The organism is Paenibacillus hamazuiensis (assembly GCF_023276405.1).
Classification (GTDB): domain Bacteria; phylum Bacillota; class Bacilli; order Paenibacillales; family NBRC-103111; genus Paenibacillus_AF; species Paenibacillus_AF hamazuiensis.
Genome location: NZ_JALRMO010000001.1, coordinates 6,544,794 through 6,559,453, shown reverse-complemented (window position 1 = coordinate 6,559,453; position 14,660 = coordinate 6,544,794). Strand labels below are relative to the sequence as shown.

The 14,660-nt window shown below is 53.9% G+C and carries 14 protein-coding genes and 1 tRNA gene; all 15 read left to right on the top strand.

Features of this window, described 5'->3' with window-relative positions; all coding sequences use genetic code 11:
• The first annotated feature begins 114 nt into the window (after positions 1 to 114).
• Positions 115 to 657, top strand: coding sequence for a stage V sporulation protein T (gene spoVT / locus MYS68_RS28735; RefSeq protein ID WP_248929094.1), 543 nt, complete (start codon positions 115 to 117; stop codon positions 655 to 657).
• 196 nt (positions 658 to 853) lie between these two features.
• On the top strand, positions 854 to 2,659 hold the full coding sequence (locus MYS68_RS28730) for a putative polysaccharide biosynthesis protein (RefSeq protein ID WP_248929093.1): 1,806 nt from the start codon (positions 854 to 856) through the stop codon (positions 2,657 to 2,659).
• Positions 2,660 to 2,741: 82 nt separating this feature from the next.
• Complete coding sequence (gene yabN / locus MYS68_RS28725) at positions 2,742 to 4,241, top strand: bifunctional methyltransferase/pyrophosphohydrolase YabN (protein WP_248929092.1); 1,500 nt, start codon at positions 2,742 to 2,744, stop codon at positions 4,239 to 4,241.
• 107 nt (positions 4,242 to 4,348) lie between these two features.
• Complete coding sequence (locus MYS68_RS28720; protein WP_248929091.1) at positions 4,349 to 4,621, top strand: HU family DNA-binding protein; 273 nt, start codon at positions 4,349 to 4,351, stop codon at positions 4,619 to 4,621.
• Positions 4,621 to 4,893, top strand: coding sequence for an RNA-binding S4 domain-containing protein (locus MYS68_RS28715; RefSeq protein ID WP_248929090.1), 273 nt, complete (start codon positions 4,621 to 4,623; stop codon positions 4,891 to 4,893). The genes MYS68_RS28720 and MYS68_RS28715 overlap by 1 nt, the downstream gene beginning before the upstream one ends.
• Positions 4,894 to 5,661: 768 nt before the next feature.
• Entirely contained in the window at positions 5,662 to 5,946 is a 285-nt protein-coding gene (gene yabP / locus MYS68_RS28710; RefSeq protein WP_248929089.1) for a sporulation protein YabP, read from the top strand.
• On the top strand, positions 5,943 to 6,530 hold the full coding sequence (gene yabQ, locus MYS68_RS28705; protein WP_248929088.1) for a spore cortex biosynthesis protein YabQ: 588 nt from the start codon (positions 5,943 to 5,945) through the stop codon (positions 6,528 to 6,530). The genes yabP and yabQ overlap by 4 nt, the downstream gene beginning before the upstream one ends.
• A gap of 130 nt (positions 6,531 to 6,660) precedes the next feature.
• Positions 6,661 to 6,993, top strand: coding sequence for an FtsB family cell division protein (locus tag MYS68_RS28700; RefSeq protein WP_248929087.1), 333 nt, complete (start codon positions 6,661 to 6,663; stop codon positions 6,991 to 6,993).
• 116 nt (positions 6,994 to 7,109) lie between these two features.
• Positions 7,110 to 7,580: a S1 domain-containing RNA-binding protein gene (locus tag MYS68_RS28695; RefSeq protein WP_248929086.1), complete on the top strand. Its 471-nt coding sequence runs from the start codon at positions 7,110 to 7,112 to the stop codon at positions 7,578 to 7,580.
• Positions 7,581 to 7,765: 185 nt separating this feature from the next.
• A tRNA-Met gene (locus MYS68_RS28690) sits at positions 7,766 to 7,839 on the top strand.
• 444 nt (positions 7,840 to 8,283) lie between these two features.
• Positions 8,284 to 10,731: a stage II sporulation protein E gene (gene spoIIE, locus MYS68_RS28685; RefSeq protein ID WP_248931040.1), complete on the top strand. Its 2,448-nt coding sequence runs from the start codon at positions 8,284 to 8,286 to the stop codon at positions 10,729 to 10,731.
• A gap of 211 nt (positions 10,732 to 10,942) precedes the next feature.
• On the top strand, positions 10,943 to 11,701 hold the full coding sequence (locus MYS68_RS28680) for a vWA domain-containing protein (protein WP_248929085.1): 759 nt from the start codon (positions 10,943 to 10,945) through the stop codon (positions 11,699 to 11,701).
• Complete coding sequence (locus MYS68_RS28675; RefSeq protein WP_248929084.1) at positions 11,685 to 12,599, top strand: protein kinase domain-containing protein; 915 nt, start codon at positions 11,685 to 11,687, stop codon at positions 12,597 to 12,599. The genes MYS68_RS28680 and MYS68_RS28675 overlap by 17 nt, the downstream gene beginning before the upstream one ends.
• Positions 12,600 to 12,627: 28 nt before the next feature.
• Positions 12,628 to 14,043 (top strand): tRNA lysidine(34) synthetase TilS, encoded by a 1,416-nt coding sequence (gene tilS / locus MYS68_RS28670; protein WP_248929083.1) that lies wholly within the window; start codon positions 12,628 to 12,630, stop codon positions 14,041 to 14,043.
• An 18-nt stretch (positions 14,044 to 14,061) separates the two neighbouring features.
• On the top strand, positions 14,062 to 14,601 hold the full coding sequence (gene hpt / locus MYS68_RS28665) for a hypoxanthine phosphoribosyltransferase (RefSeq protein ID WP_248929082.1): 540 nt from the start codon (positions 14,062 to 14,064) through the stop codon (positions 14,599 to 14,601).
• The last annotated feature ends 59 nt before the right edge of the window (positions 14,602 to 14,660 follow it).

Here is a 14,660-nt window from a genome sequence, read left to right as displayed (position 1 = left end):
GCTGGGAATGGAAGAATACTATGGTTAGTTACTCCAAGCTCCTTACCATTCATGAATACAACCCGCAGTCTGGCCCGAAACCAACTCTTCAAGGAAAGCGAGGCATCTAGAATTATGAAAGCAACTGGAATCGTTCGCCGTATCGACGATTTGGGCAGAGTCGTTATTCCGAAGGAGATTCGCCGCACCTTGCGCATCCGTGAGGGCGATCCGCTGGAAATTTTCGTAGACCGTGACGGAGAAGTTATTTTGAAAAAATATTCTCCCATCGGCGAGCTCGGCGACTTCGCCAAAGAATACGCCGAATCGTTGTACGAGAGCACTGGCCATATTACGATGATTTCCGACCGGGATACCATCATTGCCGTCGCCGGAGGGGCGAAAAAGGATTATTTGGACAAGCAAATCGGCGCTTTGGTGGAGACGTGTATGGACAACCGCAAGGCTTCCATAGAAAGCGGCTCCGGGCAGTTCGATATCGTCAAGGATACTTCCGAAACCTACAGCTCTTACGTCATCGCTCCTATTGTCGCGGGCGGGGACCCGATCGGTTCGGTTATTTTGATCAGCAAGGAAGAAGGCGTTAAGATGGGGCAAATGGAGCAAAAAATGGCGGAAACCGCAGCCGGCTTCCTGGCCAAGCAGATGGAGCAATAACCTTTGAGTTGCCAATGTAAAAAAGCTTCCAGACGAACAGAAGTTCGATGGGAGCTTTTTGTGCTCGTACAGGGAAATATGCGCAGATGAATTTTGCGGATAAACGGGACTATGTTCTTTTGGGAGGCAAATCGAGTATAATAGGGTCCAAGGTTTGTCAGAAAAGCAGAACGTTGGCACGAAGGGATTATTGCAGATGGCAAAAAAAGCGGATCCCCGCGGCGGGCGGGGAGCGGGAGGCGGCACGCTGCTGAAGGGGGCGGCGGTGCTCGGAGCGGCGGCGATCGTCTCCAAGCTGATCGGCACGATGCAAAAAATACCGCTGCAAAACATGGCCGGCGATGCGGTATTCGGGATATACAACGCCGTTTACCCGCTGTACATCATGATTTTATTTTTGGCGACGGCGGGTTTCCCGCTGGTTGTTTCGAAATTCGTCTCCGAGCAGGTCGCGGCGCGGCGGTACGGAGAAGCGAGGCGCGTCTTGTTTGTAGCGACGGGCGTGCTGATGTGTACGGGCGTTATGTTTTTTCTTTTCTTGTATTTCGGCTCGGGGTGGCTGGCCCGGCTGATCGGTGCTGAACAGACGGAAACGGCGATCCGCAGCGTCTCCTTCGCGCTTCTGATTGTGCCGGTCATGTCGGCGCTGCGCGGATATTACCAAGGCTATCAGAACATGCTGCCGACGGCTGCATCTCAGGTGGCGGAGCAGTTTGTCCGGGTCGCTGCGATGTTCAGCCTGCTGATTGTGCTGACGCACGCCGGATACGGGCCGACATGGATCGCCGCGGGGGCCACTTTCGGCTCGGTGCCCGGGGCGGCGGCAGGCCTCGCGGTGATGCTGTGGTTTTGGCGCAAGGAGAAGCGGCCGCGAGCGAAATCCGCAGCGATGCGTCGTGATGATCCGGGCGGCGGCCCCGGGGCGATGAAGCCGGGGCGCGAAGACGCAGCGCCTTCGCCGGCAGAGGCGATTGTACCGCCTGGAACGGCAATCGGCGCGGATGCGCTTCTGCCGGGAGCTTCGCCGGAACCGGCGGGCGATGCGACGCTCGTCGGCGTTTCCGCTCCGCCCGTCGAAAGCACGTGGAAGCTCGTCCGCCGCTTGACGGCTTATGCGCTTCCGATCTGCCTCGGGACGATCGCCATGCCGATCCTGACGCTGGTCGACTCGCTTACGATGCCGCGGCTGCTGAAAGCGGCATCCGGGGACGAAGCCGCTGCGCTGTATCAGTTCGGCCTATACAACCACGGCCTGCCGCTCGTGCAGCTCGTCGGGATGATCGCATCGTCGATGTCGGCGGCGCTTGTGCCGGCGATTGCCGATGCCAAATGGCGCGGCGAGGCCGAGGCGATTCGCCGGCGGACGGAAGTCGCGGTACGCCTCACCTGGTTCATCGGCCTCGGCGCCGCGTTCGGGATCGCGGCGCTGGCGGTGCCGCTGAACGTGATGTTTTACAAAACGGCGGAAGGCTCGACGGCGATGGCCATTCTCGGCTTCACCGCGCTGCTCGCCACGCTGAACATCGTGGCGGGCAGCGTGCTGCAGGGCTGCGGGGCGGTCGTCGCGCCGGCCTTGTACCTGCTCGTTGCCGCCGCCCTTAAGGTGGCGGGCAACGTGCTTCTCATGCCGCGCTGGGGCATCGACGGCGCGGCCGTGTCCGCCGTCGCCGCGTACCTCGCGGCGGGCGGGCTTGCCCTGGCGCACGTGCTGCGCGTCACGGGCGTCGCGTTTTCGCTCGCGGCGTACGTGTACCGCCCGCTCGTCGCCGTCGCCGCGATGGCCGCGGCGCTCATCGCGCTGCAAGCCGCAGCCGGCGGCTTTTTCGCGCCCGGCCGCGGGGCGGCGACGGCGGTATCGCTCGCCGGCGTGCTCGTCGGCGCGCTGCTGTACGGCCTCGCGCTGCTGCGCACCGGCGCGATCCGCGAGAACGAGCTGCTGCTCGTTCCGGGGCTTAAGCCGAAACATATGGAGCTTTTGCGAAAATTTCGTCTTAGCCCCTGAAAATAAAGTGGTGCTCTAAAGCTTATTCCTGTACTTATGGGGGAGCCCTCATTATCTGTAAAATAAAGGAGGCACGAGTAACATGGGTTCGAAGCAAATTACCGTCATCGGCCTTGGTTCGGGAGATGCGGAGCAGTTAACCCTCGGCATTTGGAGGCGGCTGCAGGCAGCAAGACACCTTTTTCTGCGAACGGACAAACATCCTGTCGTAGATTGGCTGAACGAGCAAGGCATAAGTTACACCTCTTTCGACAATGTGTATGAGCGGCATTCGACATTTGAGGCGGTTTATGAAGCGATTGCGGACGAGCTTGTAAGGCAGGCTGCGGAGTTGGACGGGGAATTGCTTTATGCGGTGCCGGGCCATCCGATGGTTGCGGAACGGACGGTGCAGCTGCTGAAGGAAATGTGTCCGCAGGAAGGCATCGGGCTCACGATTCTGGGTGGGGAAAGCTTTCTGGAGCAAGCGTTTTTGCGGTTTGGCTTCGATCCGGTAGAAGGTTTTCAACTGCTTGACGGCAGTATGCTCGACAGGCAGTCGCTGAATCCGAGACTGCATACGGTCATTACCCAGGTGTACGATACCTTTACCGCTTCCGATGTGAAGCTGACACTGATGGACCTGTATCCGGACGATTTCGAGGTTGTGGTCGGGCATCAGTTGGGGGTAACCGGAGAAGAGCGAATAGAGCGTGTTCCGTTGTATGAAGTGGACCGGATTCAAGGCTATGGCAATTTGTCGCTCGTCTGGGTTCCGAAGACGGACCGGGAGGACGTGACCAACCGGACGTTTGCGCGGCTGCACGAAATCGTGCAAATTTTGCGCAGCCCTGAAGGCTGCCCGTGGGACCGCGAGCAGACGCACGCGTCGCTTCGCAAAAATTTGATCGAGGAAGCGTACGAGGTGATCGAAACGATCGAAGAGGACGACCCGGACCATATGCGCGAGGAGCTCGGTGACCTGCTGCTGCAGGTGATGCTGCACGCGCAGATCGAAGACGACGAAGGCGGCTTCAACGTGTTTGACGTGATCGCCGAGCTGAACGAGAAGCTTCTTCGCCGGCATCCGCACGTTTTCGGGGAAAAATCTGCGGAAAACGCCGATGAGGCGCTCGAAAATTGGCAGGAAATCAAGCAGGAGGAGAAGCGGAAGAAAGGCATCGACCTCGAGGAACAGTCCGTGCTGGATGGCATCCCCCGGGAGCTGCCCGGCCTGATGAGAGCGTGGAAGCTGCAAAAGAAAGCGGCCTCTGTCGGATTCGACTGGAACAAGGCGGACGAAGTGTGGGCGACCGTGGAGCAGGAGCTGGCGGAGCTTAAAGAAGCGATGGCCGCGGGCGATGCCGAGAATCAGAAGGAAGAGCTGGGCGACGTGCTGTTTTCCATGGTGAACCTGGCCCGGTTTCTAAAGGCCGACCCGGAAGAAGCCCTTTCGCTGACCAACCGAAAATTTTTGCAAAGATTTCAATATATTGAGAGACAGCTGCGTTTAAAAGGAAAACAAATTGCACAAACTGATCTATTAGAGATGGAGTCTTTGTGGCAGGAAGCAAAAAAAGTTTTGAAAAACGACATAAGCTAGCAGGAATTTCCTGAGAAACAAAGAATACATACTGCGTACATCGTTTGCGCGAGCTAGCTGATGTCACATCGGCTCAACTTTTAGCGAAATTTAGGAGGTAATTTGCAATGAACAAAACAGATCTGATCAACAACATTGCTACAAAAAGCGGTTTGACGAAGAAAGATGTCGAAGCGGTACTTAACAGCTTCCTCGGAGAAATTACCGACGCGCTCTCTACCGGCGACAAAGTTCAGCTGATTGGCTTCGGCACTTTCGAAACTCGCAAGCGTTCCGGACGCACGGGCCGCAACCCGCAAACGGGCAAAGCGATCACGATCCCGGAATCCAAAGTTCCGGCTTTCAAAGCAGGCAACAAACTTAAAGAAGCTGTGAAGTAATGCGGCTTGACAAGTTTCTGAAGGTGTCCCGTCTCATCAAGCGCCGTACGGTGGCGAAAGATGTATCCGATCAGGGAAGAGTTCTCGTGAACGGACGGGAAGCCAAACCGAGCAGCACGATCAAGGTTGGCGACGAGCTGACGATCCAGTTCGGGCAGAAGAGCATTACGGTCCGGGTCGAGCAGCTTACGGAGTCGACCCGCAAGGAAGACGCCGCTAACATGTACACTGTGCTTAAAGAAGAATCGCACAAAAACGAATCTTGGATATAACAGCTCCATAGAGCAGCCTGGGACGACTTCGTCGTCCCAGGCTGCTTTTTTGTGACGGGCACGAGTTGAAGTAAAGAGGTTCACATTTCATCCGTTTTGAAACGTTAAGGTGTCCGGCACAAATTCGGCGCCGGCCGAAAAGAGCCGGGCAAACGCGGCAAGAGGCACGAGGTACTACTACCGGCATCGCTCCGAAAGTACAGCGTTGCCGAAATAGGATTTTTCCCTTAAGGCCAAAATCCATGCCGGACAGACCGAACCAGAAGCAAGCACTCTCTCCTACGGGCAGGTCCAGGGCCGCCTGAGCGCAATGTCGTCAGGTTAAGCGGGAACATAGCGGAACTATGGTTCGCAAAGAGAGTCGATTTCGGATATTTTTGGAAATTAGCGGAACTCAGGTGATCTATTTGTCTGTTTCTCCACTCTTCAAGCCGTTTTCCACCGATTTAACGCATCTCGGTTCCTCTATTTTTTCGATAAGCTCATTTTTTCGGGAATAGCGAACATGCGTTCCTTTATTTTTACAAACTACTCATTTTCGAGGAATAACAAACAGTTCCTAGTATCGTTCGGTCTTCTATGGTTCAACCCTCGGTTTACCTGTTAACCCGATAGCATTGTGCCCGAGCGCCTGGGGTCCTCCCGGCGGGGGATTTAGGGGGGCTTCAGAGGCTTTAAGGGGGCTCCCCCGATTTATGGTTCTATTATGGGACATCCCTCCATATGCTTATGGTAAATAACCAAGCTTCGGAAAGGGGAACGCGTATCATGATGGATCCGAACAAAGCTGCCAAGCGCCAGGAGATCAAGATGCTCAATCGCAAGCTGCTGGAAATTTCCGGTGTCCGGAATGTGGAAAGCTTCGACAGCGAGGAGTTTTTGCTGGAAACGGATCTTGGCTTCCTGATGATCAAAGGCACCAATTTGCATATCAAAAATTTGAACCTGGAGCAGGGGCTCGTTGCCATTGAGGGGATGGTTAATGAGTTGGCTTACGTGGATGCAAACTCCCAGGGAAAAACCAAGGGATTTTTCGGTAAGCTGTTTAAGTGAGTCTGGAGGTTCAATTCGTCACGCTAGGCATGATGTTTTTGGGTGGACTGGCCCTGGGGGTGCTTTACGATCTTTACCGGGTGCTGTCGGACCGGCTGAACGTACCGAACTGGGTGCTGGCCATCCTGGACATCGTGTATTGGCTTGTCGGGACAGTCCTTGTGTTCCGCCTGCTTTATGCCAGCAATCACGGCCAGGTCCGCATTTTTATTTTTATCGGACTGGTCATAGGCATATTGTTTTATTTTTCGTTCTTAAGCAGGATGACAATCCGCTTCATCTGCTTTATGATAAAAGTGGTGCAGGCTGCCATTCGGATCGGCAAACGCACCATTGACATTTTCATCGTAACCCCGATATTATTTTTATACAGATGTGTAATCATCCTGTTCGGATTTTTAATGGCGCTGGCTATTTTCTTGTACAAGTTTGTGCTACAATTGCTGTATCCGTTTTGGCGATTGTTCGCATGGCTCGCCAAACCGCTCATTCGCTGGGTTAAGTCGTGGCGTTGGCTCCAAGCTGTCATTCGAACTCTCGGTGCGTGGTGGCGCCGCTGGTTCGGCCCGAAAGAACCGGGTTAACGATGTCGGGCAAGCCGCCCATTGCAGATTGCCAGCTTATCTTACGAAGTAAACTTTCCTACGGAAAGTTCAGCTAATCCTTACGAAGCAAGTTTCGCTAACGCGAAACTCTCAGGAGGTTCAAACGCTCATGCCCGCTTCTCCGGCCAGATCCACAAAAACCGCAAAGCAGCAGCCCGCCAAAGGCAGACGTTTGATGAAGCTCCCTACGCTGATCATGGTTTGCGCGGTTACTTGGGGGGCTATCAACTTCTGGAACCAAATCGGCAAGCTGAACGATCGGCATCAGCAGGTAAGCGCACTCGAGCATAAACTTGACGAAGTCAGGCAAATGAACGACGAGACGAAACGGGAAGTGGCCCGTCTGAACGATAACGAATACATAGAGCAAATACTTCGCAAAAATTACGGTTTCGTCAAGCCGGGAGAGACGTTATTTTATAGGCCGAAAACGACAAAATAACGCTCCGTCAAAAATGGGCCTTTGACAAACAATCCTTATGTTGACCGTATTTTCTCCATAAGTTATAATCTCCATAGTTGGCTTTTGAACTAATTAAGGGAGGAACATTTTACTTTATGGCAATTGAAGTGGGCAGCAAGCTGGAGGGAAAGGTGACAGGCATTACGCACTTCGGAGCGTTTGTCGAGCTATCCGAAGGTGTCACCGGCCTTGTTCACATCTCGGAGATCGCGGACAACTATGTCAAGGATGTTAACGATCATTTGAAGCTGAACGACAAGGTTATCGTAAAAGTGATCAATGTGGACAAGGATGGCAAGATCGGGTTATCGATCAAGCAAGCTGTTGACAAACCCGTGGAGGCCAAGCCCGCTCGGCCAGAAAGATTCGGCGGTGGTGGAAGGGAAGGCGGCGATCGCGGAGGTTTCCGTGGGGACCGCGGAGGCAGACCTTTCAAACCGCAAGCAAACAAAATGTCGTTCGAAGACAAGATGTCCCGGTTTCTTAAGGACAGCGAAGAACGGATTTCCTCTCTCAAGAAAAATACCGAAGGCAAACGCGGCGGCAGAGGCGCCAGACGCGATTAAGTCACATATCGGCCACAACCGTTTTAGACGGTCTGTGGCTTTTTAGTTGTTTTGGAATGTTTGACAAACAACGATTCAATGTATTCGTTAAACCGACAACATTACCCAAACCATGCGGGGTCCCGTTTGAGGGTTCAAGAGGCTTGACACCATAGTCCCGCATATATTATACTCATGCTTGTTGTGGCGGCGTAGCTCAGCTGGCTAGAGCGTACGGTTCATACCCGTGAGGTCGGGGGTTCGATCCCCTCCGCCGCTATTTTTCGCATAAGGATATCTTTCGAGGGTGCCGCCTCGAGGGGTATCCTTTTTCATTTGTAAGACCCCCCCTTGCCAGCGTTAGACACCGGAACGCGCGAAATGGCGCATTCCACTTCTTTTGTCGTATATTCCGGCGGTATCTTGCAAATCGACAACGTTTTACGGATTTCCTGCCTGCGTTTTTGAACCACGATAAGATGCTCATGCGGACGTATGTTTGGGCAATGAAGAAAATAAAGCGCTTACATTAGTGCCGTTCACGGAATCGGGGCTTCTCGCATACCGGGCCAAATTTGTCGGAAAAAACTTTGGCTCTATCAACCGAATATGACAAACTTTCTGCTAGATTTCTTTTATGCTAGAGAAACCTTAAACGACTGGTAAGGAGTGAATATAGGCAATGGACAATTGGCAAAGATTCGTAAACGGTGGCGAAGCGGGAATGATGAAGAAGATAACGGAACGCATATCCGGCCTATTTGCAGAGAATCGTTTGGTACAAGCCGTCGTCGCCAAAAAATGGTCGATGCTGCTGCTCGTCATGGGATTTCTGCTTGGCCGGGCGATGATTCTTGAGCAGCTTTCCCCGTTCGCTATCGCTTACTTCGGAGTAATGTATTTTCTGCGCAGGGAGCTTCTTCTATGGATAGGCTTGTTTCTTGCAGCCGGCAGCCTTTTTTCCATCGCCCCGAGCCATACGGGGTACATCGTGACGGAGATGGCAGTATTTTTCCTTATTCAAAAAGGGCTGGAAAAATTCGAACGCTCCGACATTTCATATGCGCCGATGATCGTGTTTTTCTCGGCTTTCACCGTGCAGCTGTTTTCCTACGCAGTGGCTGCAGAGCTGACGTGGTATACGCTGATGCTTGCCGGAGTGGAATCCGCACTCAGCTTTATCCTGACGCTGATTTTCGTGCAAGCCATTCCCGTTTTTACGCTTACCCGCAAAAACTACCACTTGAAAAACGAAGAAGTCATCTGTTTGATCATCTTGCTCGCCTCGGTCATGACCGGTACGGTCGGGTGGATGATCGGCAGCGTTACGCTCGAGCACGTGCTCTCCAGATATTTGATTTTGCTGTTCGCCCTGGTCGGCGGGGCGCCTTTAGGAGCATCGGTGGGCGTTATTACCGGGCTTATTTTGAGCCTGGCCAATGCGAATGCGATCTACCAGATGAGTTTGCTCGCCTTTGCGGGCATGCTGGCGGGACTGCTGAAGGAAGGCAATCGCTGGGCGGTGGCGATCGGGATGATGCTTGGCTCCTCCATCCTGTCAGTCTATATCGGCAGCCAGGCCGACATCATGCAGTCGATGTGGGAGTCGGGCTTCGCCGTGCTGATGTTTTTGCTGACGCCCCGCAGCATGATCCAGATGCTGGCCAAATACGTGCCGGGAACGCAGGAAAACTTGAAGTCTCAACATGATTATGCCAAACGGGTGCGGGATATTACCGCCAGCCGTGTGCAGCAGTTTTCCGAAGTGTTCCGTCAGCTGTCGCGCAGCTTCAAACAAATTACCGCAGATACCCAGCCTGTGCAAAAGGAAGAGGAAGTCGGCCATTTCATGAACTCCGTCGCCGAACGTTCCTGCGCCGGCTGCCGCAAGCGCGGAACGTGCTGGGATCAGCGTTTTTACCATACATACAAGCTGATGACCGATATGATGACCGAGGTGGAGCTGAACCCGGCACTAACCGTACGAGAGCTCAATCCCGATTGGAAAAAAGCATGCATCAAACCCGATCAAGTGCTGAATGTGATGAAGCAGCAGTACGATTTGTACAAGAACGACCAGCACTGGAAAAAACAAATCATCGACAGCCGGCAGCTCGTGGCGGACCAGTTGTCCGGCGTGTCGCAGGTCATGGAAGATCTCGCGAAGGAGATTCAGCGGGAAGGCCAGGAGCTCTTCCTGCAGGAAGAGCAGATCCGCCACTCTTTGGAGGAGCTCGGCCTCTCCATCCACAGCATCGACATCATCAGCCTCGACGAAGGCAACGTCGAAATCGAGATCGTCCATCAATATACGCGGGGATTTGATGAATGTCGCAAAATCATCGCACCGCTGCTTTCCGAAATTCTCGGCGAGCATATTGCCGTCAAGGACGAGCAGCCGCTCGCCAAGCGGCAGGGCTACAGCACGGTCGTCTTCGGCTCCGCCAAGGAATACGAGATCGAGACGGGCGTTGCCGGGGCGGCCAAAGGCGGCGAGCTGCTGTCCGGCGACAGCTTCAGCACCGTCGAGCTCGGCAACGGCAAATTCGCCGTCGCATTATCCGACGGGATGGGCAACGGCGAACGCGCCCGCGCGGAAAGCAGCACGGCGCTCACGATCCTGCAGCAGCTGCTGCAGTCCGGTATGGACGAGAAGCTCGCGATCAAATCGGTCAACTCGGTGCTGATGCTGCGTTCGTCCGATGAGGTTTATGCGACGGTGGATGTGGCGCTGATCGACCAATACAATGCACATACGACGTTTTTGAAAATCGGCTCGACGCCGAGCTTCATCAAACGCGGCAGCGAGGTGCTGCCGATCACCGCGAACAACCTGCCGGTGGGCATCGTCGACGATATCGACGTCGATCTGGTCAGCTTGCCGCTGCAATCCGGCGATATGCTGATCATGATGACTGACGGCATTTACGATGCACCGGGACATGCCGTCAACAAGGAGATGTGGATGAAGAGGGTGATTCAGGAGATCGATGCGGAGTCCCCGCAGGATTTTGCCGACGTGCTGCTTGAGCGGGTCGTACGCCAGCATCACGGGGAAATTGTCGACGATATGACGGTGATCGTAGCGAAGGTAGAGAAGTATAAGCCGGAATGGGCGACGTTCCGCTGGCCGGGAATGACGAAAATCGAGCGGCCGAAAACCGTCAGCTAATCTATGATTCGAATCGATAGGCATGGAAGCGGCTTGTCCGGACTGAAGCGCATCAGCCGGGGCTGCATTCCGGCCTATTTTTGTGTATAACGGGATTTATTATGCAGCGGTTTGAGATTCTCCCAAAGTGGCAAAGCTGGTAGAGAACGCATTAACTCGTAGGACATACGATAACATTTCGGCCAAGCCGAACTAATGGGGGAATTATACGATGCAGCAAATTATTCTTATTACCGACGGTTGTTCGAACGTGGGGGTGAGCCCGGTAATCGGGGCGGCTCATGCCAAAGCGGAGGGGATTGTCGTCAATGTCATCGGCGTTATCGATCAAGGCGAACTGGGCGAGCTCGGCGCTTCGGAGATTCGCGAGATTGCCCAGGCGGGCGGCGGGATGAGCCGCATCGTCACTTCCCGGCAGCTGTCGCAGACGGTGCAGATGATGACGCGCAAGACGGTGATGAATACGATCCAGCAAGCCGTAGGGCAGGAGCTGAAGCAGATTTTAGGCCATTCCCGCATCGAGGAGTTGTCCCCTGATCAGCGGTCGCAGGTCGTTCAGGTGATCGATGAGCTGGGCGAAACGACTTCGCTCCGTGTTGCTCTTCTGATCGATACGAGCGCCAGCATGAAGCCGAAGCTGGCTGCGGTGAAAGAAGCGATTTACGATTTGCAGCTGAGTCTGCAGGCGCGCAGCGGCATCAGCGAAATGGCCGTGTTTCATTTTCCCGGCTCTCCGGACGGCAGGGAAGAACTGGAAATGGACTTCGGCTGGACAAAAGACCTTGCAAACTTGAACAAGTTGTTTTATAAAATAAACATGAAGGGTACGACCCCGACAGGACCGGCTTTGCTTAAAGTCGTGCAGTTTATGACAGGCCATACCGCACAGTCCGGCTCTGCCGGAGACGATGACTGGACCGATACCGCGCATAATGGCAAGGATGGGATGCTGAGTGATTACGTCGTATGAGCCTGTTTTTCAAACGGGGAAACTCATCACCGGAAAATGGAATAAGGGCCAATACGTCATCGAGCGGCTGCTTGGCGAGGGCGCTAACGGGAAGGTATACCTGGTCCGCAAGGGGAAAGCCCTCTACGCGCTTAAAATGGGCTTCGATTCGGTAGACCATCAATCGGAAGTCAATGCGCTCAAAGCGCTGTCCAAATCGTCTTCCAGCTTTCAAAAATATTTGCATGACGTCGACGATTATCACTACGCGGGAGCGGATTATCCGTTCTGCGTCATCCGATACATAAAGGGGCAGCCGCTTGGAGAGTTTTTGCAGGAGCACGGCTACGATTGGATCTATATGGTAGGTCTTAATTTACTGTACAAGCTGTCCGAGCTTCATGCTCAAGGTTTTGTGTTCGGCGATTTGAAAACGGAAAATATGCTCGTCTCCGCTTACGGCGAAGTGAATTTGGTCGATTTTGGCGGCGTGACGGCCAAGGGCCGCTCGATCAAACAGTTTACCGAAGTGTTCGACCGCGGTTTCTGGGGAGCCGGATCGCGGGTGGCGGACGAGCAGTACGACCTGTTTTCCTTTGCGGTGCTGCTGATCAGCGCGACGGATAAAGAACGGAAGCTGAAGAAATTCAGCTACATTTTGCCGCAGCATCGGACGATCGATTATTTGCTGGAGATGCTGCAGGGAAATACGCGGCTTGCGAAAGCCGCTCCTTTCATCAAAAAAGCGCTCAGGGGAGAGTACGTCAGCACGAAGGAAGCTTTGGCCGATTGGCGCAAGCATATATTGCGAAAATCCGCTCCCGGACCGGGCGGACACATCCAAACGCCATGGCTGAAAATTTGCTTCGCCGCATCCCTCATCTTATTTGCATCGACGCTGTATTTTTATTGGCAATAGTGACCGAGCCGGGAAGGATTTCAAAATCATGAGCCTTGTGGACAAGGTAGAAAATTTCATTCGGACGGAAAAACTGTTCGAGCGAAAGGATGGCATCGTCGTCGCCGTATCGGGGGGGCCCGACTCGGTGGCGCTGCTGCATTTCCTTTTTTTGCTTTCCGCCAAGTGGGAGTGGGCGCTTGCCGTAGCCCATGTCAATCATCGGTTTCGCGGCGAGGAATCGGACAGGGAAGCGGATTTTGTGGAGGCATTGTGTTCCCGCATGGGGGTTCCCTGTGAAATCGCAAGCATCGACCTGCCGCAATATATAGAAGAAACAGGGAAAAATTCGCAGCTGGCGGCAAGAGAAAAACGGTACGAATTTCTGCATGAAGTTGCGGGTAAATATGGAGCAAGCCGCATTGCGCTGGCCCATCACGCCGACGATCAGGCCGAAACGGTGCTGATGCGGGTGCTGCGGGGAACCGGGTTATCCGGGCTGTCCGGAATGCCTCTTCGCCGCCGCGAAAAAAACGTGGAACTTGTTCGTCCTTTCTTACGTATATACAAATCAGAAGTTCTCGACTACTGTGCGCAGCACGGGATCGAATACTGCGAGGACAGCAGCAACCGGGAGACCAAATACTTTCGCAACCGGATTCGGCTGGAATTGATGCCGCTCCTGGCGCGTTATTGCGACGGGCTGCCGGAGTCGCTCAACCGGCTTGCCGACATCACGGCGGCTGAAGACGGTTTCATGGATGAACAGGCGCAGGCGCTTCTGGATCGCCATGTCGAACGTACGGAAGGGATGTTTTCATTCTCCCGGCGGTGGTTTGGGACACTTCACCTGGCTTTACAAAGGCGATTGATTAAACTAATATTAAGTTGTCTTGCGTGCGAACCGGATGAGTTGCAATTTTCCAAGGTAGAGCAGGTCAGAGAGACTGTCGTGTCCGCAGATCGCCCGAATGTGCGGTTTACGGTAATCGGCACTATTTTTTTGACGACGGAATATGATTCCGCGCAGCTTCATACTATGGTGTTACCGTCGGACCCGTATTCGTACCTAATCGATCCCGGCACAGCTTCCGTCTACATTCCGGAGGCGGATGCAACCGTTCAGTACGAGTGGCTGGAGTCAACGATGGCGCTCCATGGGCAGAAGACGACGGGCCGGCGAAACGAGCTGTTTCTCGACGCTGACGAAGTGGACTTTCCTTTGGTTTTGCGAAGCCGCCGGCAAGGCGACAGGATAGAGCTTCTCGGTTTAAACGGGTCTAAAAAAGTGAAAGATATTTTCATCGACGATAAAGTGCGCCCGAGTCTTAGGGAGAAAATCCCGATTCTGGCCGATGCCGGAGGACGGATATTGTGGATCGCCGGTTTGCGGAGATCCGCGCATGCACTTGTCACGGAGAAGACCCGGCGTATTTTATATATGAAGCTAACGCAAGCTAAGTAAAGCTAGGAGGATTTTCTTTTGTACAACGACATTCAGGAAATACTGATCACCGAGCAGCAAATTCAAGACAAGGTCAAAGAGATGGGGGAAATCATAAGCCGCGATTTTGCCGGGCGTAACCCGCTTGTCATCTGTGTGCTGAAGGGCGCTTTCGTGTTTATGGCCGATCTGGTCAAAAATATTACGGTGCCTCTGGAGATCGATTTTATGGCTGTATCCAGCTACGGCGCTTCGACCAAATCGTCCGGGGTCGTTAAAATCATTAAGGATCTCGACGTATCGGTGGAAGGCCGGGATATTTTGATTGTGGAGGATATCATCGACAGCGGGCTGACGCTCAGCTATCTGATCGATGTGCTCGAGCGCCGCAACGCGTTGTCCGTCACGGTCGCCGCTTTATTCGATAAACCGGCGCGCCGGATGGCCGATTTGGATGCCGATTACAAAGGGTTCGTGATTCCGGACGCCTTCGTCGTCGGATACGGGCTGGACTATGCCGAGAAATACCGGAACCTGCCGTTCATCGGCGTGCTTAAGCCGGAAATTTACTCGAAGTAGGGCGATTTGTGATGCCGCGCAGCGCTATGTTACAATGGAGCAAGTTGTCGTTTTCGAGA